The following is a 22,200-nucleotide window of genomic DNA, read 5'->3' as shown; positions in this document are numbered from 1 at the left end:
AATAAATGTTAACAGGAGGTTCTCATTACATCTTTTCAGGAGCGCCAATACCTAGCAATGATAATGCATCTTTTAGAACAATCGTAATCGCTTTAACCAATTGAATTCTTGATTCTAACTGATCATTTTCTTCCAAAATACGGACTTTGGCATAATACTTATTGGACAATTGTGCTAATTGAATAACATATTTTGCAATGACTGATGGTTCAAAATGCTCAGCTGCCTTAATAATGACTTCTGGATACTGTTTAATTAATTTAATGATTTCCCATGAGTGTTCATGATCTAAGTTCAACTCTTCCGTTGGCTTTATTTCCTTACTATATTTATTAAGCACTGTATTTAAACGCGCATAAGTATACTGAACATATGGACCAGTTTCACCTTCAAATTGAACGATATCATCTAAATTAAAATCAAAAGAGTTGAGACGATCTGCTTTTAAGTCATGGAAGACAACAGCCCCCACACCCACTTGTTTAGCAATCTCAGCTTTATTTTCTAAGTCAGGGTTCTTAGCTGTGATCTGTTTATCGGCAATTTCAATCGCTTCATTAAGCACTTTTTCAAGTAAAACTATCTTACCTTTACGAGTGGATAATTTTTTACCATTTAAAGTAATCAAGCCAAATGGAATATGGTGCATATTTTCAGCCCAATCGTTACCCATTTCATTTAAAACAGCTTTTAATTGTCTAAAGTGATCACTTTGCTCATTACCAACAACATATAAACTCATCACGAAATCAAAAGTACGCTTGCGATAGTAAGCAGTCGCTAAGTCTCTAGTCAGATACAAAGTAGCTCCATCTGATTTTTTAATTAAAGCAACAGGTAAGTGATACTTTTCAAGGTCAACAATTGTGGCTCCACGTTCGATTTTAGAGATATTATTATCTGCTAAATAATCTAAAACTTCGCCCATCTTATCATTATAGAACGATTCTCCAGTATAATAATCAAATTTAATATTTAAAAGATTGTAAACACGTTTAAATTCATTAATAGACTCTTCTTTAAACCAAGTCCATAGTCTATGATACTCTTCATTGCCATCTTCTAGGGCTCTGAAGACTTGTCTTGCCTGATCTTCTAATTCGGGATTTTCTTCAGCTTTTTCATGGAAATCAACATATAACTTTACTAATTCATTAACTGGATCTTTCCTTACTGTTTCTTCATCACCCCAACCTTGATAAGCAACAATTAATTTACCAAATTGCGTTCCCCAATCACCTAAGTGGTTAATACGAATAGGATTATAATTTAATTTTTCCAAAATTAAGGCAATCGAATTCCCTAATACGGTTGACCGTAAGTGTCCCATTGACATTGGCTTAGCGATATTAGGAGACGACATATCAATTGGAACGTTACCTCCTTTACCAATATCTGTTTGACCATAGCTTTCACCTTGTTCAAGTACTTCTTTTAAGACTTTGCTAGCCAAGTCGTCGCGCTTAATATAAAAGTTGATATAAGCTCCGACTACTTGAACTTTTTCAAATGCAGAAGTATCAATTTTTTCTGCTACTTCTTCAGCAATTTGATGGGGGGCTTTGCGAAATATTTTAGCCAAAGAGAAAACTGGAAAAGCATAGTCTCCGTGCTCATTATTATTAGGTTGTTCAATTAAATTTTCGATCTGTTCTTGGGTCAAGTGCTCTGATAATACAGGATATAAAGTTTCAACAATTTGCTTTTTTACTAACATAAAATCTTCCTTTCTATACAAAAAAGCCTCTAGAATTCCTTCTAGAGGCATATGGTTATACGCGGTACCACTCTAATTCACCTTAAATTTTAAGGTCTTAAATTGATAACGCAGTTGCCTACGTGATGAACTACTCATTTCATTCACCCAAATAATAAAGTGCGGTTCAATTAATTAAGACTCATCGGCTCCCATCATCCCAACTTGCTATTCAGTCTTGCATAATCTACTCTCTTTAAGATTTAATTATTAATTTTGTCTCATTGTATATTAATTTTAAAAAAATAACAAGCTCTTATTTTTTAATAATCGTTCCTGATTCATTTTCAATTAATGCTTGAAGATTTTCTAATGAAGTAATGACAGCCTTACCATGATCTGTATTTTCAACGAATGCAATAGCTGCTTCAACTTTTGGTAACATAGATCCCGGTGCAAACTGCTCTTCTTTAATATATTCTTTCAAGCTTTCGATCGAAACTTTTTCTAATTTTTTTTGATTTGGTTTGTTGTAGTTGACATAGACATAATCCACACCTGTTAGAACGATAAACAAGTCAGCTCCGAGATCGTTAGCTAGTTTTTGTGAAGCAAAGTCTTTGTCAATAACTGCTTCTACTCCAACTAATTGGCCATTGTCTTCAAGTACTGGGATACCGCCACCACCAGTTGCAACCACTACATTACCAGCATTTACTAAGGTATTGATGGAATCAACTTCTTTGATAGCAACTGGCTTAGGTGAAGCAACAACTTTACGCCATCCACGACCAGCATCTTCTTTAAAGCTAGCATCAGTTTCAGCCATTTGTTGTTTGGCTTCTTCTTCACTGTAGAATGGTCCAATTGGTTTTGATAAGTTATCAAAAGCTGGATCGTTTTTATCTACAATAACTTGAGTGACCAAACTAACTACTGGCTTATCGATACCTAATTTATTTAATTCATTTTGCATGGCATTTTGTAACCAATAACCAATTGAGCCTTCGGTCATAGCCACTAATGAATCTAATGGGAAAGCTGGGTTTTTCTCAGAATCAGCTGCAATATTTTGTAGCAATAGATTTCCAACTTGGGGACCATTACCGTGAGTAATAATAACCTCGTCTCCATTTTGAATTAATTTCACTAAATGTTTTGCTGTTTCTTTTAAAGCGTCTTTTTGTGCTTGAGCGCTTGGGTCGGAAGATAGAATCGCATTCCCACCTAAAGCGACAACAATTTTACGTTTTTTCATATATTCAATCCTTTCATTAGGCCTTAGTAACTAAAGCCTTCAATGCATGGGCATAGATTTCCATGGTTTGATAGAAATTATCGAGTGGCATTCTTTCATCTATTTGATGCATTGTATCTTCTACCCCTTCTTGAAGGGCACCAAATGCCACACAATTTTTCATTGTGCGAGCAAAGGTAGCGCCACCAGAAGAAATTGGTTCAGTCATATCGCCAGTTAAGTCGCGATATACTTTTAACAAAGTAGTTACTAACTCAGAGTCAACTGGAACATATAACGAAGCTAGATAATCAAACTCATTATACTTGAGTTTGTACTCTTTTGCTACTTTAGCTAATTGTTCTACCAATTGATCTTTGTCAGCAGTTACTGGAATACGCATATCAATACCTAGTTTGGACTCTTCAGCCGTAACCTCTAGGTTAGCAATGTTACATGTTAGGCTGCCAGATGCTTGGTCTTCAACCTCACCAAAGATACTCTTACCATTAACATCATTAGCAAAGTGATCTTTAACAAATTTTAAGACAGGATGGTCATATAATTCAGACATTCCTTCAATTAGATGCGTTAAAGCATTGTCTCCTTTTAAGGAGTCTTTAGAGTGAACGGATTTACCTAAAACGGTTAAAGTTTCACCGTCTACTTGGTATTTGTAGCCTAAATCCTCAAGAATTTGTACTAATTCATCTTTTTTATCACCCTTGTAAATAGCTTTATCAGGCACCACATTTAGGGCTCCTTTATTTTCCATTTCAAAAGCATCTGAACCTGGACCGGTGATGTGCAACTGTAGTAAGCCTTTTTCTGCATAGGTTAGAGGGAAAGATGAGTCAGGAACAATACCCATTGTTACTTGCTCTTCTTTTTCATTGTAACGGTTTAACCCACGCCACAAGTTCTCTTCGTCTGTTCCAAAGATAAAGCGAACACGTTTATTTAATTCATGTCCTTGGTCTAATAAAGCTTTTAATGCATACAAGGCAGCAATAGAAGGTCCTTTATCATCTTGTGTTCCACGACCAAATAAGGCTCCTTCACGGATATCCATTTCAAATGGAGGCGTTGTCCATTCATCTGGGTTTAAAGCTGGAACCACATCCAAGTGACATAGAACACCAAACAACTCTTCACCCTGACCCATTTCTGCATAACCATAATAACCCTCTGGATCAATATAGGTTTCCATGCCCATTTCTTGACAAGTTTTTAAAGCAAATTCTAGCATTTCTTGAATGGGTTGACCAAATGGAGTTTCCGCATCATTTTCATCTAATACAGATGGAATAGCAACCCATTGGCGCAAAGTTTCAATAGCTGGTTCTTGATGATTTTTAGTTAATTGGTAATCCATTTAAACACTCCTTTAAATTCCTAAGTAAGCTCCAATAAGTAGTAAAACAATGGTCACTACAAAGACTATGATAATCAAATTGCGCATAAATTTCCACCAAGTTGATAGGTCAATATTTGCAATTGCTAAAGCACCCATTACGACACCTGATGTTGGTGTAATTAGGTTAACAATACCACTGGCAGATTGGAAGGCAGTGACGACAATACTTTCTAATACATCAGCAAATTGGGCTAATGGCGCCATGATACCCATAGTAGCTGCTGCTAGACCAGAAGTCGATGGAATTAAGAAGGACATTGGGATATAGAAGATATAAGTTAAGACTGTGAAAACACCTTTTGGTAAATTCGCTAACCCTTGTTCTCCCCAGTGTAATACAGTAGCGGTGATTTGACCATCATTCATCACTACTTGAATACCACGAGCGACTGCAGCAATTAGAGCTACTGACATTAAATCTTTTACTCCCGCGATAAAGACTTCTACGAAACGATCTTCTTTAATTCCATAGTATGCTGCGATAATAACTGACATTAAGAAAAAGAGAACTGAAATCTCAACTAGATACCACATACCAAAAGGTAGGTCTTCTAAAGATTGTCCAATCAAATCTCCAATTACTGGTATGCCTAGTAGGAACTCATGAGCATTTTTAAAGAAAGTAAAGTTATTATTTAAATCTGTCCATGGAATTAAAGCTAAGATCATAATAACAAATGTAAGCGCAAATAACCAAAGAACGCCCTTTTGTTTTTTAGTAACTTTTGGCATATCTTCGGGCACTTTCCATTTTTCTTTGTCCGCTTCCATTTGATCAGCTATCAGAGAGTTATTCTTATCAGCCATTACCTTTTTAGCGTAGCGCGTAACATACCAAGCTCCAATTATATATGTGACTATCCAGAAAATTACTCTTAATACCATTCCATCTATTATTGATATACCAGCCATATTTGAAGCAATTGTGGTAGCAAATGGATTAACGGTTGAAGATAATACTCCTAATCCAGCCCCAATCAAAATTATCGCCACAGCCACTAAAGCATCAAACCCGACACCTACCATTAAGGGAATTAATAATGGATAAAAGGCCATGGTTTCCTCAGCCATACCATAGGTAGAGCCACCTAGTCCAAAAATAGCCATTAAGATCCAGATTAAACCGGTCATATTATTCTTATTGTTTTTGATGGTAGAGGCGATTCCGGCGTCAATAGCACCTGTTTCCGTAACAACTCCCAAGAATCCACCAACGATCATAACAAATAGCGAAACTTCAACAGCTCCCGGAGTGGTTTCAGTACCTAAAAACCCACGAATAGGTGCAGCAAATAAATCCCACAACCCTTGACGTGTACGCTCTACTGTGTGATAAGTTCCAGCAATAAAATTTCCTTCAGGATCCACCTCATAGGCGCCTGATGGAATAATCCACGTTAATACAGCGATAACCGCCGTAATAATAAATAGTATCGTAAAAGCATTCAACATCTTTCGTTTCTTCATCTTTTCCATTTTCTTCCTCCTCCTTTTTTAAAACAAAATCCGATTGCGGTTCATGGCCACAATCGGATTTCATGCCCCGTTTCACTTTTTATAGGGTAATGTTATTGTTATTAAGCTTTAGGAATGAACAAGTTCCCGTTAGTAACTGCCATAATCGCTTTGATTGAGTGCATACGGTTTTCAGCTTGTTCAAATTGACGGGCTTGTTTACTGCGGAATACTTCGTCAGTAATTTCCATTTCTTTAACACCGAATCTTTCTGCTACATCTTTACCATATTTTGTTTCTGTATCATGGAAAGCTGGTAAGCAGTGAAGGATAATATAATCTCCCTCAATTAAGTCAGTCAATTCTTTATTGATTTGGTATGGTTTTAATAAGTTAACACGTTCTTCGAACTTGTCTTCTTCACCCATTGAAACCCAAACGTCTGTATATAATGCATCAGCATCTTTAACAGCGGCTTTAATATCAGATGTAATTTCAATAGTAGCGCCTGATTCTTTCGCGTACTCTTGAGCTTTTGCTACCAATTCTTCATCTGGGAATAATTCTTCTGGTGAAGCGATGGTCACATTAACACCGATAATAGCCCCAGTGATGAATAATGAATTAGCCACATTATTACGACCGTCACCACAATATACTAACTTTTTGCCCTTTAGCTCTCCAAAATTTTCTTTTAAGGTCATATAATCAGCAATCATTTGAGTTGGATGCCATTCATCAGTTAAACCGTTCCACACAGGAACTCCAGCGTATTTACCTAAGTCTTCGACCATCTCTTGACTGAAACCACGGAATTCAATACCGTCGAACATGCTACCTAAAACGCGTGCTGTATCTTCTACAGATTCTTTTTTACCTAATTGAATGTCATTAGCACCTAAGAATTCTGGAGCCGCACCTAAGTCATTAGCAGCTACTGTAAAGGCTGCTCTTGTACGAGTAGATGTTTTTTCAAATAATAGACAAATGTTTTGTCCTTTTAAATACTCGTGTGGAATCCCACGTTTTTTCAAGTCTTTTAAGTGAATTGAGAAATCAATTAAGTAGTTTAATTCGTCGGCAGTAAAGTCGATTTCTTTTAAAAAGTTTCTTCCTTGGAACATAAATTCCCTCCTATATCTGTGTGTTTATCAAAAAAATTAAATATCTTCGCGAACAAATGGCATTGACATGCAACGAGGACCACCACGACCACGTACTAATTCACTACCTTCGATTTGGTGAATCTTAATACCATTTTCAATCAATAATTTGTTGGTTACAGTATTACGGTTGTAAACAATTACTTCACCTGGTGCTACCGTTAAGGTGTTGGCACCATCGTTCCATTGTTCACGTGCTCCAGCTACGATGTCATCACCACCACAACGGATTAAGGTAACTTTTTCTAAACCTAAAGCTTCTGCTAAGATGTCTTCTAACAGCCCTTCTTTTTCAGTTACTTTGATTTCACCATTTTCACCAGGAGTTACTGAGAAGACTTTTAATTCGCCTTCAATTTCAGGGTGGATAGTAAATTTATCATAATCGATCATAGTAAATACAGTATCTAAATGCATGAATTTACGGTTGTTATCGATTAAGAATGCTAATACTTCTTTGAATTCAGTCTCTTTAAATAAGTTGCGAGCTAATTTCTCGATTGAATATTTATCAGTACGTTGAGAAATCCCAACTGCTAGAGTGTTTTTAGATAAAACTAACTCATCTCCACCTTCGATACGTGTATCTTCATCACGTTCATAATAAAGGGTAGTTCCTTTATATTCTGGGTGATAGTTAAAGATATATTTTCCATACAATGTTTCACGGTTACGTGTATCTGAGTACATGTGGTTAAGAGAAACACCGTTACCCATCGTTGCAAAGGGATCTCGGGTGAAGTATAAGTTTGGCATTGGGTCCACTAAAAAAGGATAGTTTGACAGCAATTCATCAAAACCATTTGATTCATGCTTAATCTCACTCTTCTTGAATCCTTCCATCGTTTTTAATACCATTTCATAGGTATCTTCCATATCCATTAAATACTGTTTAACTTGGTCATAATTTTGGCCTGGCTCTAACCCTGTTTCAGCCATCCACTCATCAACAAATTGTTCTTTCAATCCTTCTGCATCAATTGCTTCAGCCACTAATTTTTCCAAATAAAGTACTTCAACACCTAGGCTTTCTAATAACTTAGCAAATTCATCGTGTTCTTTTTGCGCTGCTTCAAGATAAGGAATATCATCAAACAATAAGCGTTCGAGGTAATCTGGCATCAAATTTTCTAATTCTTTACCCGGACGGTGAAGCATTACTTTCTTCAAGCGACCAATTTCAGAATTAACATTAATACTGTGGGACATTTTATTTCCTCCTTAATTATTTGTTAACTCTAGTCTAACATACGATAGAAAACGTTTCCGTTAAATCGGTCACTTCGATAAATTGAATTGATAACATTCTAAATGAGATATTCATCACATTTATCCCTTAAATTTTAGAATACCACTATCTTTCGTCAGAAAGATAGTGGTATTAATAACTACTTCAAATTTTAATGGGAATTATTTTTTAGCTTTTAATTGTAAATATAACTCATCCAATTGATCGGTCGAAACATGACTTGGTGCATCTGTTAATAAGTCGTGACCACGACCATTCTTTGGAAAGGCAATGACTTCACGAATATTAGGCTCTTGAGCAAGTATCATCACTAATCGATCTAAGCCTAAAGCGATACCACCATGAGGAGGGAAGCCGTAATCCATTGCTTCTAATAAGAAACCAAATTGACTTTTAGCTTCTTCAGCAGTAAATCCTAATAATTCAAACATTTGATCTTGCATCTCACGTTGATAAATTCTTAGAGATCCACCTCCCACTTCATAACCATTAAGAACAATGTCGTAGGCTTTAGCTTTAGCATCCGCTGGATTGTCTTTTAATGCTTGGACATCGTCGTTTTGCGGAGCAGTAAACGGATGATGCATAGCAACATATCTTTGATTATCTTCATCATATTCAAATAATGGCCAATCGGTAACCCACAAAAAAGCTAACTCTTCAACATCGTATAAGGTGTGTTTCTTGGCTAAATGATTACGTAAAGCACCTAAGGAATCAGCAATGACACTGGCTTGATCAGCCACAAAGAAGAGGATGTCTCCCTCTTTAGCTTCCAACGTCTCTTTAATCTGGTCTTGGTCTTCTTCAGTAAAGAATTTAGCGATTGGTCCATTAAAGCCTTCCTCTAATACTTTAATCCACGCTAAGCCTTTAGCTCCATAGGGTTTAACAACTTCTGATAAGGCATCTGCTGTCTTGCGTGTGTATTCATCAGCTAAGCCTTTAAGGTTTATGGCTTTGACTTGCCCTCCATCTTTTACAGCATTTTTAAAGACGCCAAATTCACTATGTTCAGCCCATTGAGAGAGGTCTTTTAATTTCATGTCAAAGCGAATATCTGGTTTATCTGACCCGTATTCTTCCATTGCTTGAGCATAAGTCATGGTTGGGAATGCTTGCTTAATTTCTACTCCTCTTGTTTCTTTGACAACTTCTTTTAGCATCTCTTCTATATATGATTGAATATCTTCTTGACCTAAAAAGCTGGTTTCAATATCGACTTGGGTAAATTCTGGTTGACGGTCACCACGTAAATCTTCGTCTCGGAAGCATTTAACTATTTGATAATAGCGATCCATGCCTGCACCCATCAGCAGCTGCTTAAATAGTTGGGGTGATTGAGGTAATGCAAAAAAGGATCCCCCTTCACGGCGAGTAGGTACTAAATAGTCTCTAGCACCTTCCGGAGTGGATTTGGTTAACATAGGTGTCTCAACATCAACAAATCCTCTTTGGTCTAAGAAATTACGGATTGTTCGCGTTACATTATGACGTAGGCGAATATTTGCTTGCATTTTAGGACGACGTAAGTCTAACATACGATTTCTTAAGCGAACTTCTTCATCCACATCCAAATCATTTTCAATATATATAGCAGGCGTTTTAGCTTTAGTATAGATGGTTAAAGCATTGGCATACAGCTCAAAACGTCCTGTTTTAACTTGCTTATTCATTTGATTGTTTTCTCTTAATGCCAATTCTCCAGTCACTTCAATAATGTATTCTGAACGAATCCGATTGGCTAGCTCAAAATCTTCTTTTGAAAGTCTCTCAGCATTAAAGACCACTTGACAAAAGCCTTCACGATCACGTAAATCAACAAAAATTAAACTCCCTAAATCTCTTCTTTTTTGTACCCATCCTTTTAATGTGATCTCTTTACCAAGGTACTGTTCATCTACTAATCCACAATATACAGTTCTTTCTGTCATTTTATTCACCCCTAAAATATTTATCAATTACACTCGTATCCGTTGTTAAACGGCGATAAACGCCATAAAAATCAGACCATAAGTCGCCTTTTGAAATCTCGGTCTCAGTCCCATTTTCTTGATTTTTAACGACTAATATCTCAGACTCAACTTCTTGCTCACCCAACATAATAGTTAATTTGGCCCCTAATTTGCCGGCTGTTTTAAACTGAGACTTTATGCTTCTAAATAAGTAATCTCTTTCTGCAATCAATCCAGCATATCTAGCCTTTTGAACTAACTCGGTTGCTAATTGATTAACCGACTCATCACGACATAAGACATATAAGTCTAGAGGCTCATATGGTGGAATGTCAATCTTTTGTTGATCCATTAATAACATGAGACGTTCAAGCCCTAATCCAAAACCAAAGCCAGGCTTCTCAGGTCCGCCTATTTGTTGAACCAGTCCATCATAGCGACCACCACCACAAACCGTTGATTGAGCACCAATCCGATTATCATCTACTACAAACTCGAAAATAGTATCCTGATAATAATCCAAACCTCTTACCACCTTGTCATTGACTTCAAAAGGTATTTCTAGTTGCTTGAGCATGGATTGAACTTGTCCAAAATGGTCCTTACTCTCTTTAGATAAATAGTCTAAAATACTTGGAGCCTCTTTTACATAAGCTTTATCCTTAGCATCTTTTGAATCTAGTACACGCAGTGGATTGTCATGCAGTCTTTTTTTAGAATCATCACTTAAATTATGAATATGTGGCTCAAAATAAGCAATAAGCGCTTGACGATAAGCCTGCCGATCGTTTGGCTTTCCTAGTGAGTTAATTTGTAAAGTAATATTTTTTAAACCTAACTCTTGAAAGAAATGCCAAGCTAAACTGATAACTTCCACATCCGTTGCTGGATTTTCTGACCCGAAAACTTCGACGCCCATTTGATTGAACTGTCGTTGACGTCCTGCTTGGGGTCTTTCGTAACGAAAGTAAGGACCTAAATAATAAACCTTAAAAGGCTGTGCATGTTCTGGACCAAACAATTTATTCTCAACGTATGCTCTCACAACACCCGCAGTCCCTTCGGGGCGTAAACTAATATGTCGTTCTCCTTTATCATAGAAGTCATACATTTCTTTAGAGACAATATCTGAAGTATTACCAACTGAACGTGAAAATAAATCATAGGACTCAAAAAGCGGTGTCCGTATTTCACGATACATATATTGATCAAATAAATCTCTTGCTACATCTTCGACATATTGCCAACGATAACTATCCTCTGGCAAGATATCAACGGTGCCTTTCATCTTTTGAATCATTCTACCCCTCCTAATATAAAAGCGCCCTAAGTTTTCACTTAGGACGCATTAACGTGGTACCACCTATATTTGTAATGAATTTATCCATTACCTCTTAATCGTAACGTGATTGACGGAATAACTTTTGATTATTCTTCTCCATAGTGTCTTCACTCTCAAATGCAACTTTTCACTCAACGTTGCTCACTGTATATTACAGAGCTACTTGTCTATTTCACCGAATTGATTAATTATGTTCAGATTACTCAATGATGATTGATTTGTCAAGTTGAATTAAAATTCTTCTTTAGTTTACTTTATAGCAAATGATTAACAATCTAGTTACTATTGTGTAACAGTCCATCTAGAGTTGACCTTTAATTCAATTAATCAACTATAATGCAATTAATAGAGGAATAGTGGAGGAATATAGGATGGCTATCGTTTGGACCAAAAATTTGAAACACTTAACTAAAAAGCGACTTACTCCTTTCTTATTAACACTTATAATTAGCGTCATAACAGTATGGGGAATTGTTAATCTTAGCAATTTAAAAGCTTTACCAATTGATCGTCAAGGAATCGTTCTGCACTCTTTTCCAACTACTAATTCCGAGGTTTTAACCGAAATTGATCCTGACTTTCCTATTGAAATTATTCAAGAACAAACCGGTTGGCTTAAAGTGCGCTATCAAGGGAAAGTTGAAGGTTGGTTACCCAAGTGGCTAATCGAAAACAAGGAACTTAAAAGTGACCAAGATTTAGCAGCCTCTTTTGAAAAATCAACGGCTCTTTATCAAAAAGCTGATTCTAAAAGTCCTATTCTCTCAAATATTCCTAAGGAAAGCCTCATCCCTATTAATTATATAGAAAAAAATTGGGCTCAAGTTAATTATCAAGGTAAACCAGCCTTTGTAAACATAAACGAGATAGAATTATTGAATCGACAAGACGCGGAGCGTTTAATTGCCGAAAAGAATGCTTTAGATAGCAGTATTAATAAAAAAGAAAAAGAAAAAGAAAGCTTGAAAAACAAGCTTATCATGCGCAAAAAAGAAGAATACTTATTAGAAGAAGCAGACTTTTTTTCTAATATGATTTATCAAACGGATTACCTACAAGAATTTACAAGGCTTGATTATGTTGAATATAGTCCTCAGGAATCATTTTACTACGTAGAAGACAGTCAAGGAGTTAAAGGATATATTGATTCCTTCTCTCTATCTGAGCCTTACTATTCAATTGACCATCGCTTTCTACCTATTAAATCTGAACTCCAACAAGCGACCATCATGCTAGACCCTGGCCATGGTGGAGAAGACCCAGGTACATTGAGTAAAGATCAAAAGTATGCTGAAAAAAGCTTTACCTATAAGATTGCTAAAGTATTAAAGAAAACACTTGAAGCTTTCGGGGCTAAAGTTATCTTAACTAATGAAAGCGACCAATTTTTAGACCTCGCTGAAAGGGTTAAAATCAGTAACCAAAAACAGCCAGACTTATTTCTTTCGTTACATTTCGATTCCTCCTATGACACTCAGGTCAAAGGTGTTCGTACATATTTCTATCATTTAAATGACGAAGAATTTGCGAAGACCTTACATTCTGGGTTGATAACATCTGGTCGACCTAATTTGGGTGTGGAGTATGGAAACTTTCATGTTTTACGCGAAAATACCGTCCCCTCCCTCTTGCTCGAACTCGGTTATATTACAAACAGCGAAGACTTGGAGTTAATGTTAACGGATGACTACCATCAAAAATTAGCTGATGCTATTACTGAAGGACTCTCAACTTATTTTAATCAAGTTGGAAATCAATTAGAAATAAATACCCCTGATAGATAAGGTCTCTATCAGGGGTATTGTTTACTCATTGGAGTCCAAAATTATTGTAACAGGTCCATTGTTTTCAAATTCAACTTTCATGTCAGCTCCAAAAATACCTGTTTTAGCTTTAAAACCTTTTTTGTCAAGCTCTTGGTTGAAATAATGGTATAATTCTTCAGCCTGGTCTGGTTTTGCAGCATTGGTAAAGCTAGGGCGATTCCCTTTCTTACAAGAAGCGTACAGGGTAAATTGACTGACTGAGAGAATACTGCCGCCAGTATCTTTCAACGATAAATTCATTTTTCCTTTTTCATCGTCAAAAATCCGCATAGTTACAATTTTTCTAGCACAATACTCACAGTCTTTAACCGTATCTTCAGGTCCAAATCCGACTAAAAGTAGAAGTCCTTCTTTAATGGCTCCTACTACTTCTTCATTAACTGTTACACTGGCATGGTTCACTCTTTGAATAACTACTTTCATTTGACCTCCTAATTGCCTTGACGTTTAACTTCGTAAACATCTGGGATGTTCTTTAATTTAACAATTAATTCATGTAATTGTTGTGTATCAGCAACTAAAACCTTAAGTTTGATGATGGCTTGACTTTGATCATCAATGCGCCCATTGACTGCTTTGAGGTTTTTGACCGTATGGTTGACAACGTTTAAAACGTCGTTAATCATACCCGACCGGTCAAAACCAATGACTTGTATTTCTGTTTCATACTCATGTTCTTCTTGCTTTTCTTCGGACCAATGCACTGCAATCGTTCGATCATCCAATTCAATTTCACTTTTTAAGTTGGAACAATCTTTGCGGTGAACAGAAATGCCTCTGCCTCTTGTTATATAACCAACTATCTCATCACCGGGAACCGGGTTGCAACAACGACTAAGTCGCATCATTAAGTTATCAACGCCGTCAACCACTAATCCTTTTTCATTTCCTACTTTTTCTTTGTTAGAGTCGGTCTCCCTATCTTTAGAAATGACATTAGATAGCTTTACATTTTTGTCGACTTTCTTAATATTCCAAAAATGCATAATAGAAGTCGGTGAGATTTCTCCTAAGCCGATAGAAGCATAAAGATCTTCCATCTCATTGAAGTTAAATCTCTCAAGTAAGTCTTTTTCTTTGTTCTTTTTAAGTTCTATTTTTAAAGATGTTTCGTTTTCTTTCAGGGCTTTTTCAAGTATTTCCTGTCCAATTTCGCTATTTTTCTCACGCTCTTGCATTTTAAAATAACGTTTGATCCGATTACGTGCTTTAGAAGTTTTAACAAACTTGAGCCAATCACGGCTAGGGCCAACAGAACTCGGATTGGTTAATATTTCAACAATATCTCCATTTTTCAAGCGATAATTAAGAGGAACGATATTACCATTAACTTTTGCTCCAACCGTCTTATTTCCTATTTCAGTATGGATATGGAAAGCGAAATCGACTGGACCTGAGCCTAATGGTAATTCAAAGACGTCGCCTTTAGGAGTAAAGATATAAACTTGATCTTTAAAAACATCTTCTTTAATAAATTCCATGAATTCACTAGCATTCCCTGCATCATCTTCATACTCAACAATATCATGAAACCATTTTAACTGTTGTTGAATGTTATCTCGTGGTTGCTCATCGACTGTTTTCCCTTCTTTGTAGGCCCAATGAGCTGCTAGTCCGTACTCTGCCACTTCATGCATAAGGTGCGTTCTTATTTGAACTTCAACAGGTTTGCCTTGAGGTCCAATAACAGTCGTATGAATTGATTGGTACATATTAGCTTTAGGCATAGCAATATAATCTTTAAAGCGTCCTGGCATCGGCTTCCATTTTGTATGAATAATGCCTAAGACTCCGTAGCAATCCTTAATCGAATCGACTAAAACGCGAACCGCTAATAAATCATAGATATCATCAAACTCTTTTTTCTGATCGACCATTTTACGGTAAATGGAATAAATATGTTTCGGTCTTCCATAAACAGTAGAGTCCATGGACAGTTCGTCAATCGCATCTTTTATCTGATCAATGACAACTTGAATATATTCTTCGCGCTCATCTCTTTTTTGGTCCATTTGATGGACAATATCATAATAGGCTTGAGGATTAATATATCTTAAAGAAATATCTTCTAATTCCCATTTAATGACACTCATACCAATTCGTTCAGCCAAGGGTGCATAAATATCTAATGCTTCTTGAGACTTTTCAATTTGTTTGTGGGGTTTTTGAAATTTCAAAGTGCGCATATTATGTAAACGGTCAGCTAATTTAACCATTACCACACGAATATCTTTAGCCATGGCAATCAACATTTTACGATGATTTTCTGCTAATTGTTCTTCTTTACTTTGAAATTTAATCTTACCGAGTTTAGTAACGCCATCTACTAAGAAGGCGACGGATTCTGAAAATTCTTCCTGGATTTTTTCCAAAGTGTAGTCCGTATCTTCCACTACATCATGTAAAAAGCCAGTAGCTACTGTATCAGGGTCTAATTTAATATTCGCTAAAATACCTGCTACTTGAATTGGATGATTAATATAGGGTTCTCCTGAGAGACGTTCTTGCCCTTCATGGGCCTTGGTTGCTACTGCTAATGCCTTTTTTACAAAAGCTACCTTACTGTCATTCATATAAGATCGACAAATTGCTATAACTTCTTCACCAGTATAGACATCATTTCTACCCATATTATCACCACTCTTTCTAGATAATTTTTCTACTATTATAACTTAAATACTCACTATAAAACAATATTAGCCTCTTTAATACTATCAATCTTAGCTTATGCTAAAAAACAACTGGTCGAAAGACACAGTTGTTTTAAAATTTTATTCAGAAACAATTTTAATCCCTTTAGAAGCACCAATACGGTTTGCGCCTGCTTCAATCATTATTAATGCAGTTTCTTTATCGCCAACGCCTCCAGAAGCTTTGACTCCCATTGTTTCACCAACAGTCGAACGCATTAGAGCAATATCTTCTTTCACAGCTCCTGCTGTTGAAAAGCCAGTGGAAGTTTTAACAAAATCTGCTTTGGCTGCTTTGGCTGCAAGGCAAGCTTTCACTTTTTCTTCTTTTTCAAGTAAACTAGTTTCGATGATAACTTTCACAATAATTTCTTCTGGAACAGCTTGAACGACTTGACGGATATCCTCTTCTACTGTTTCCCAATCAGCAGCTTTAGCCGCTCCGATATTGATTACCATATCAATTTCACTAGCCCCATTTTTCACTGCTTCTTTTGCTTCAAAAGCTTTAGTAGATGAAGTATTCGCTCCTAAAGGGAAACCAATCACTGTACAGACTTTGATGTCTGAATCCTTCAACAAATCACTCGCATAAGTAACCCATACTGGATTAATACAAACTGACATGAATTGATATTCCAAGGCTTCTTGACAAATTTGCTTAATTTGGTCTTTGGTTGCATTTGCATTTAATAAAGTATGATCGATATATTTATTTAATTCCATTTTAAAACTCCCTTTCAATTTCAGTGACATATGATAGGACACTTAAAAGATAAATAGGTGCCGTCTCTGCCCGTAAGATTCTTGGACCTAAGCTACAAATCTCAAAGCCATTTTCTACTAAGAAAGATACCTCTTGTTGTTCTAATCCACCTTCCGATCCAAATACCATAACTATCTTTTTATTCTTTTCGATATTTTTTAATATTTTGGCTAACAGATGGTGTTGACCTTCTTTAGCACTTTCTTCGAATGCCACTAGTTTAATGTCATGAGTACGATACTGATTAACAAAGTCTTTTAAATTTAAAAGCTGCTTAAATTCAACCTTTTTTAAACGTTTTGACTGTTCTGCAGCACTATCAGCAATTTTTTGTAGTCTTTCAACTTTTTTACCAGCTTTTTTCCGGTCCCATTTGACTACATCACGTTTTAAAGCTAATGGTTGAAAGCTGCTCATGCCGCATTCTGTAGCTTTTTGAACAATTGAATCCATTTTGTCATTTTTGGATAAACCACAAGCTACAACTACCTCGACCGGTAACTCCGTTTGACTGAGAGTCTCACTTAAGGGTGACATGATTTCTAATAGAGCATAATCATTCTTTTTTTTGAGATAAGAAGCTAGATACTTCTTTTGATCGTATACAACTATTAACTCCTTCCCTTGCTTAGCCCTTAAAACATTGACCAAATGATGACTGTCTGATGGATTCAAAACAACTTTCTTGCCAATTTCTACTATTTGATTCGAATCATCGATAAAATATTGATGCATAACTCACTCTTTCTTCTGAGCCGTGATACCAGCCCATCCTTTATAATAATTAATTTGGATTATTTCCCACTGATCTGTTGATAAAGAATCGATTACTTGTTCTGCCTTCTCAGTCAGTATGCCTCCAAGAATGAGATAGCCACCCTTTTCTAAAAGCTGATAGGCATCCTGATAGAGCTTGAGTAATATATGAGGTAGGATGTTTGCCATGATGATATTTACTTTTTCTTCAACACCTCTTAATAAATCATTGACATGAAATGATATAGGTGGTTGAAAATCATCAGAATAGCCCATATTTTGCCATTTTTGATAAGTAAGATTTTGTTTAGCAGCTGCGATTGCTTGAGGATCAAGATCGTATCCCACCACTTTTTGTGCGCTGAGAGCAAAAGCTATCAATGCAAGGATACCAGATCCCGTTCCAACATCATAAACTTTCTCGTCACCTCGCATAACCATTTCTAAAGCTTGCGCGCCGAGTCGGGTTGTCGGGTGATCACCTGTTCCAAAGGCAACTCCTGGGTCTAAATAAATAACTTTCTCATCCTTATATTTTGGAGAATAAGCATCCCATACCGGAACAACTTTTATAAATCGTGAAATTTCTTGAATTCGGTAGTTTTTCATCCAATTTTTTTGCCAATTTTCCATTTCAATCGGCTCTTTTTCCCAACTATAATCGAAATAAAGGTTATCTTCTAAATAACTATCGAACAAGTCTTTTTCTATATCTTGTTCAAAAAAACCTAAGACAAGCCCCCGTTTATCTTGTTCTTTAAGGGATGGAGCTAAAGGAATTTCTCCAAATAAATTTTCTTTATTTTCCATATATCCATCGACATTTATAAGCTGCGTCCCTTTCGCCCCCCACTCAAATAAGAGATGAGAAACATATTCCACTTCATCAGGCTTCTTAGTTTCAAGATAGATAGTCACTTTTGTCCAATGAGTCATTAAACCCCCCCAGTCAATGCATCTAAAAAATTTAAAGCTGAGCTTATTCACATTATGGAGGACAGTTTATCTTTTTTCAATCAAAAGAAGTTATTTTTTCAAGATTAAGTCTAGCTATTTTAATAAGGGCATGTAATAATAAATAATAGACTTTAGAATATTTGTAACTTTTTTTGAAATTTTCAAAAGAAAAGGATAAAATAGTAGTTGATATTCTATTAATATAAAAGCTAATAAACGAGGTGAACTTCATGGCAGAAAAAAACTTAACAGCAAAAGATATCTTACAAAAAGAATTTTCTCGTTCCATGCGTGGCTATAATGCTGCTGAAGTCGATGAGTATCTCGATAGTATTATTCGTGACTATGATTCTTATCAAAAAGATGTAGTGTTCTTAAAGAATGAAAATGAGCGACTCATTGCTAAAATAGATGAATTAACTAAGCAGTTATCATTAGCTAAGAAAAACGTTTCAACAACTCCAGGTTCTGGCGTAACCAACTTTGATATCCTTAAACGTTTATCTAACTTAGAAAAACATGTTTTCGGAGCCAAAATTTCAAACACAGAGTATAGTCAAAATTAATGATCATAGTAAATTTCAGGTAATCGCGGTCAATTCATTTGGCTGAGGAAAGTCCATGCTCGCACAAGCTGAAACGCTTGTAGTGTTCGTGCTTAGCGAAACAATAAGCTAAGGTAGCCTTAAGGTGAACGGCGAGTGAATATTCTAAGGCTTAGCTAAGAATAAGTAATTCATAAAGTGCCACAGAGACGATCTTTTTGGAAACAAAAAGCTGAAACGCGGTAAACCCCTCGAGCGAGCAACCCAAATTTGGTAGGGGCACTCTCTGTATGGGAAAATGCGTAAGCATTGCTTAACTGAAAGAGAGACAAGTTATCTTGTAGATAGATGATTACCCTTTATTTATTCTTGCCTATGGAATAAATATTGACAGAACATGGCTTATCGAAATTTACTAATATAGGTATTTATAGATGCATATAGTCAACAACACGATTCTGAGCCTAAAAGCTTGTTGAATCGTGTTTTTTTAAAAGGAAGGATTATCCATGAAAACATATCACTTAATTGCTACAGCAGCGGCAGGTATCGAGGGAATAGCTAATCAAGAACTCAAGGATTTAGGCTATGAAACACAAACAGAGAATGGTCGCGTGCGCTTTAAAGGAACTGCAGAAGATATTGCTAAAACAAACCTATGGTTGAGAACAGCTGATCGAATTAAAGTAGTGGTTGGCGAATTTAAAGCAACCTCTTTTGAAGAATTGTTTGACCAAACCTATGCGATTGCCTGGGAAGACCTCTTGCCCATGGATGGAGAATTTCCTGTTTCAGGTAAATCGGTGAAATCAAAACTTTATTCTGTCCCTAACTGTCAAAGAATTGTCAAAAAAGCCATTGCCAAACGGCTAATGGATCACTATGCTCGTAAAATGCCTTTGAGCGAAACAGGTGATTACTACCCTATTGAAATATCGATACTAAAAGATGTGGCGATGATTACTTTAGATACAAGTGGAAGCAGTCTATTTAAACGAGGTTATCGAACTGAAAAAGGTGGCGCGCCTCTAAAAGAAAATATGGCAGCAGCTTTAGTCAAATTGACTACTTGGTTCCCTGACCGTCCTCTTTATGATCCAACTTGCGGGTCTGGAACAATTTTAATTGAAGCTGCCTTAATGGGACGCAATATTGCTCCAGGATTAAATCGGTCATTTGCAGCAGAAAAATGGGAGTTCTTTAATCCAGAAGTATGGTCAAAGGAAAAAACAAAAGCACGTCAAAAAATTAACCATGAAATAAAACTCAATATCTTTGGAAGCGATATAGATGGAAGAATGATTGAAATCGCCAAGCAAAATGCAGCAAATGCCGGTGTGGGAGAAGATATTACTTTTAAACAAATGCAGTTAAAAGATTACCGTCCGAATGAAGAATATGGCATTTTAATCTCCAACCCTCCTTATGGGGACCGCTTGCTAGATGAAGATAAGGTACACCAACTATACCAGGACATGGGTACTATTTACCGTTTGATGACCACTTGGTCGAAGTATATTCTCTCAAGTGATGACTCATTTGAGAAATTTTATGGTGAAAAAGCTAGCAAAAAACGCAAGTTATATAACGGTGCCTTAAAAGTAAATTATTATCAATTTTGGTCTACAAATAAATAAGGGTCTAAAGTCTTTACTTTCCCTTGTTTACGTAAGGCTTGTTTTGCTGCTTGATCAGCTGCTCGATTTTCTTTTTCAGGAATCCATTTTAGAAAAAGTAAAGGATAATAGTCCATTTCAAAGAGAATATCTTTTAAAAGCTTGCTAAAATAGTCTTTTTTGGCAAAACGTTTTTCAATCGATTGGAAAACAATCTTAGAATCGGTTTTAATTTGAATGAGTTGATCTGTTTTTAATTTTTCTTGCTTGATCCATTGCATAGCTAATCTTAAAGCAAAAAACTCAGCTTGGTGATTATCCAGACATTCATTAATATAAAATTTAAAAGTAACAACTTTTTCACCATTGAATACCAAAAAAGCTAGGCCCGCTTCTTTAGTTTTAGGATCAAAAGCGGCATCAATTTGTATCCACATAGGTTTTTCACCCTCTCTATTTTGAAAGGAGTCTCCTCAATTGACAGATCTTATTCATATGCCAAATAAGAGCGAATATTTCTATCGCAAAGCCATGAATGCGCTTGAACAAAATGATTATGCAAGTGCATCTAACTTTTTGAAAGAAAGCTATCAGATAGAACCTTCCCTTAAAGTGTTTAAAGAACTAATTTCTATTCATATTATTCAAAATAAAAGTCAAGCTGTCAAAAAGTTATGGCAAAATTTTCTTTCAGACCACTCCATACAAGACCTTGACTATGAATTAGCGATGCTTTATGTTCATTCTTTACCTTATCTTTTTTCTCATCAAAAACTATTGATTCAGCTATATGAAATCAAAGAATATTTTGATCAAAAAAAATGGGATATCTCTTTGATTGTTAAACAAATTGAAAAAATTAAAGAAAAAGAAGCTCTTTCTAAAGAACTTCAACTCCTTATAAATACGAAGGGGTTAGATTCAAAGTTGAAACAATTGAAAGAACTAACCTTATATGAACTTTTAAAAGAAATCAAAAATTTCTATAGTTTAGATTACTCCCTTAAACATCCAATCTTGACTGCATTATTGGCTGACAAAGAGATAAGTCAATTCGTTAAAAGTGATATATTGCATCATTATATAGTTCGAAATTACCAGGCCCATCTGAAACTGACATGGTTTGAAGAAATTAAAATCATCGATAGCCTATCTCTAGTCCCTTATAAAGAAGATTCGACCTATTTACAAATAAAAGCTCTTCTTGAAGATTATACGGTCAATAATAATCCTCATATTTATGATGGTCTACTAGAAGAAATAAATTTATTGGTGATGGTATACTATCCATTTATCAAAGAAAAAATCTCAGACCCTGTTGCATGGTTTAATAGCTTTTTAAGTTATTACCATATAGAAAAAAGTGAAGAATCCGATCAAAATGAGCGAATGGATGAAATTCTCCAACAGGCTATCGATGAAATCAAACAACTAAGTCTATAGATAGAAATTTAAAGAAAACTTTCTAAATAAATGGCTCTTTGTCAAATAGGGTTGATGAGTAGGTGAGGTAACCGACTGGTTACTTCA

General features: G+C 35.9%; 18 protein-coding genes, 1 other RNA gene and 1 other annotated feature. Of the genes, 5 read left to right on the top strand and 14 right to left on the bottom strand.

Annotation, left to right across the window (positions count from 1 at the left end):
- Window positions 1–25: 25 nt before the first annotated feature.
- The 8 genes from argS to hisS all read right to left on the bottom strand — a co-directional run bounded on the left by argS (window position 26) and on the right by hisS (window position 11,472).
- A complete protein-coding gene (argS, locus tag ACQV2X_RS01470; protein ID WP_428873831.1) occupies window positions 26–1,717 on the bottom strand; it encodes an arginine--tRNA ligase in 1,692 nt (563 codons plus the stop codon).
- Window positions 1,718–2,012: 295 nt separating this feature from the next.
- Window positions 2,013–2,954: a carbamate kinase gene (arcC, locus tag ACQV2X_RS01465; RefSeq protein WP_428873832.1), complete on the bottom strand. Its 942-nt coding sequence runs from the start codon at window positions 2,952–2,954 to the stop codon at window positions 2,013–2,015.
- A 16-nt stretch (window positions 2,955–2,970) separates the two neighbouring features.
- The gene (locus ACQV2X_RS01460; protein ID WP_428873833.1) at window positions 2,971–4,308 is read right to left on the bottom strand and encodes a M20 family metallopeptidase; all 1,338 of its coding nucleotides are present in this window, start codon (window positions 4,306–4,308) and stop codon (window positions 2,971–2,973) included.
- A gap of 12 nt (window positions 4,309–4,320) precedes the next feature.
- The gene (locus ACQV2X_RS01455; RefSeq protein WP_428873834.1) at window positions 4,321–5,826 is read right to left on the bottom strand and encodes a YfcC family protein; all 1,506 of its coding nucleotides are present in this window, start codon (window positions 5,824–5,826) and stop codon (window positions 4,321–4,323) included.
- Window positions 5,827–5,927: 101 nt separating this feature from the next.
- A complete protein-coding gene (gene argF / locus ACQV2X_RS01450) occupies window positions 5,928–6,929 on the bottom strand; it encodes an ornithine carbamoyltransferase (RefSeq protein WP_428874663.1) in 1,002 nt (333 codons plus the stop codon).
- A 36-nt stretch (window positions 6,930–6,965) separates the two neighbouring features.
- The gene (gene arcA, locus ACQV2X_RS01445; RefSeq protein WP_428874662.1) at window positions 6,966–8,177 is read right to left on the bottom strand and encodes an arginine deiminase; all 1,212 of its coding nucleotides are present in this window, start codon (window positions 8,175–8,177) and stop codon (window positions 6,966–6,968) included.
- A gap of 201 nt (window positions 8,178–8,378) precedes the next feature.
- Window positions 8,379–10,151 (bottom strand): aspartate--tRNA ligase, encoded by a 1,773-nt coding sequence (gene aspS, locus ACQV2X_RS01440; protein WP_428876420.1) that lies wholly within the window; start codon window positions 10,149–10,151, stop codon window positions 8,379–8,381.
- A 1-nt stretch (window position 10,152) separates the two neighbouring features.
- The gene (gene hisS, locus ACQV2X_RS01435; RefSeq protein WP_428873001.1) at window positions 10,153–11,472 is read right to left on the bottom strand and encodes a histidine--tRNA ligase; all 1,320 of its coding nucleotides are present in this window, start codon (window positions 11,470–11,472) and stop codon (window positions 10,153–10,155) included.
- A gap of 36 nt (window positions 11,473–11,508) precedes the next feature.
- Window positions 11,509–11,699 (bottom strand) — a binding site (T-box leader).
- 186 nt (window positions 11,700–11,885) lie between these two features.
- Between hisS and ACQV2X_RS01430 the strand changes: the two genes are divergently transcribed.
- Entirely contained in the window at window positions 11,886–13,298 is a 1,413-nt protein-coding gene (locus ACQV2X_RS01430) for an N-acetylmuramoyl-L-alanine amidase (protein WP_428884914.1), read from the top strand.
- A gap of 21 nt (window positions 13,299–13,319) precedes the next feature.
- On the opposite strand, the gene dtd is transcribed toward ACQV2X_RS01430, so the two are convergent.
- The 5 genes from dtd to ACQV2X_RS01405 all read right to left on the bottom strand — a co-directional run bounded on the left by dtd (window position 13,320) and on the right by ACQV2X_RS01405 (window position 18,488).
- Window positions 13,320–13,763, bottom strand: a complete 444-nt coding sequence (gene dtd / locus ACQV2X_RS01425; RefSeq protein WP_428876419.1) for a D-aminoacyl-tRNA deacylase — start codon at window positions 13,761–13,763, stop codon at window positions 13,320–13,322.
- Window positions 13,764–13,771: 8 nt separating this feature from the next.
- The gene (locus tag ACQV2X_RS01420; protein WP_428872997.1) at window positions 13,772–15,970 is read right to left on the bottom strand and encodes a RelA/SpoT family protein; all 2,199 of its coding nucleotides are present in this window, start codon (window positions 15,968–15,970) and stop codon (window positions 13,772–13,774) included.
- 141 nt (window positions 15,971–16,111) lie between these two features.
- Window positions 16,112–16,756 carry a deoxyribose-phosphate aldolase gene (gene deoC / locus ACQV2X_RS01415; RefSeq protein WP_428884913.1) on the bottom strand — a complete coding sequence of 215 codons (645 nt, stop codon included), beginning with the start codon at window positions 16,754–16,756 and terminating at the stop codon, window positions 16,112–16,114.
- Window position 16,757: 1 nt separating this feature from the next.
- Window positions 16,758–17,531, bottom strand: a complete 774-nt coding sequence (locus tag ACQV2X_RS01410) for an RsmE family RNA methyltransferase (protein ID WP_428894180.1) — start codon at window positions 17,529–17,531, stop codon at window positions 16,758–16,760.
- Window positions 17,532–17,534: 3 nt separating this feature from the next.
- On the bottom strand, window positions 17,535–18,488 hold the full coding sequence (locus ACQV2X_RS01405) for a 50S ribosomal protein L11 methyltransferase (RefSeq protein ID WP_428872993.1): 954 nt from the start codon (window positions 18,486–18,488) through the stop codon (window positions 17,535–17,537).
- 251 nt (window positions 18,489–18,739) lie between these two features.
- Between ACQV2X_RS01405 and gpsB the strand changes: the two genes are divergently transcribed.
- From gpsB to ACQV2X_RS01390, 3 genes are all read left to right on the top strand, one after another.
- Window positions 18,740–19,075: a cell division regulator GpsB gene (gene gpsB / locus ACQV2X_RS01400; RefSeq protein WP_428872992.1), complete on the top strand. Its 336-nt coding sequence runs from the start codon at window positions 18,740–18,742 to the stop codon at window positions 19,073–19,075.
- Window positions 19,076–19,086: 11 nt separating this feature from the next.
- Window positions 19,087–19,464, top strand: an RNA gene (gene rnpB / locus ACQV2X_RS01395) — RNase P RNA component class B.
- A gap of 99 nt (window positions 19,465–19,563) precedes the next feature.
- Window positions 19,564–20,691 carry a THUMP domain-containing class I SAM-dependent RNA methyltransferase gene (locus tag ACQV2X_RS01390; RefSeq protein ID WP_428872991.1) on the top strand — a complete coding sequence of 376 codons (1,128 nt, stop codon included), beginning with the start codon at window positions 19,564–19,566 and terminating at the stop codon, window positions 20,689–20,691.
- On the opposite strand, the gene ACQV2X_RS01385 is transcribed toward ACQV2X_RS01390, so the two are convergent.
- Window positions 20,667–21,107, bottom strand: coding sequence for a ribonuclease HI family protein (locus ACQV2X_RS01385; protein WP_428872990.1), 441 nt, complete (start codon window positions 21,105–21,107; stop codon window positions 20,667–20,669). The two genes, ACQV2X_RS01390 and ACQV2X_RS01385, sit on opposite strands and share 25 nt — an antisense overlap.
- Window positions 21,108–21,147: 40 nt before the next feature.
- On the opposite strand from ACQV2X_RS01385, the gene ACQV2X_RS01380 reads away from it, so the two are divergent.
- A complete protein-coding gene (locus tag ACQV2X_RS01380; protein WP_428893245.1) occupies window positions 21,148–22,113 on the top strand; it encodes a hypothetical protein in 966 nt (321 codons plus the stop codon).
- The last annotated feature ends 87 nt before the right edge of the window (window positions 22,114–22,200 follow it).

It is taken from the genome of Facklamia sp. P12945, assembly GCF_050409485.1.
Lineage (GTDB): Bacteria > Bacillota > Bacilli > Lactobacillales > Aerococcaceae > Facklamia.
This window is presented reverse-complemented; position numbering and strand designations above follow the sequence as displayed.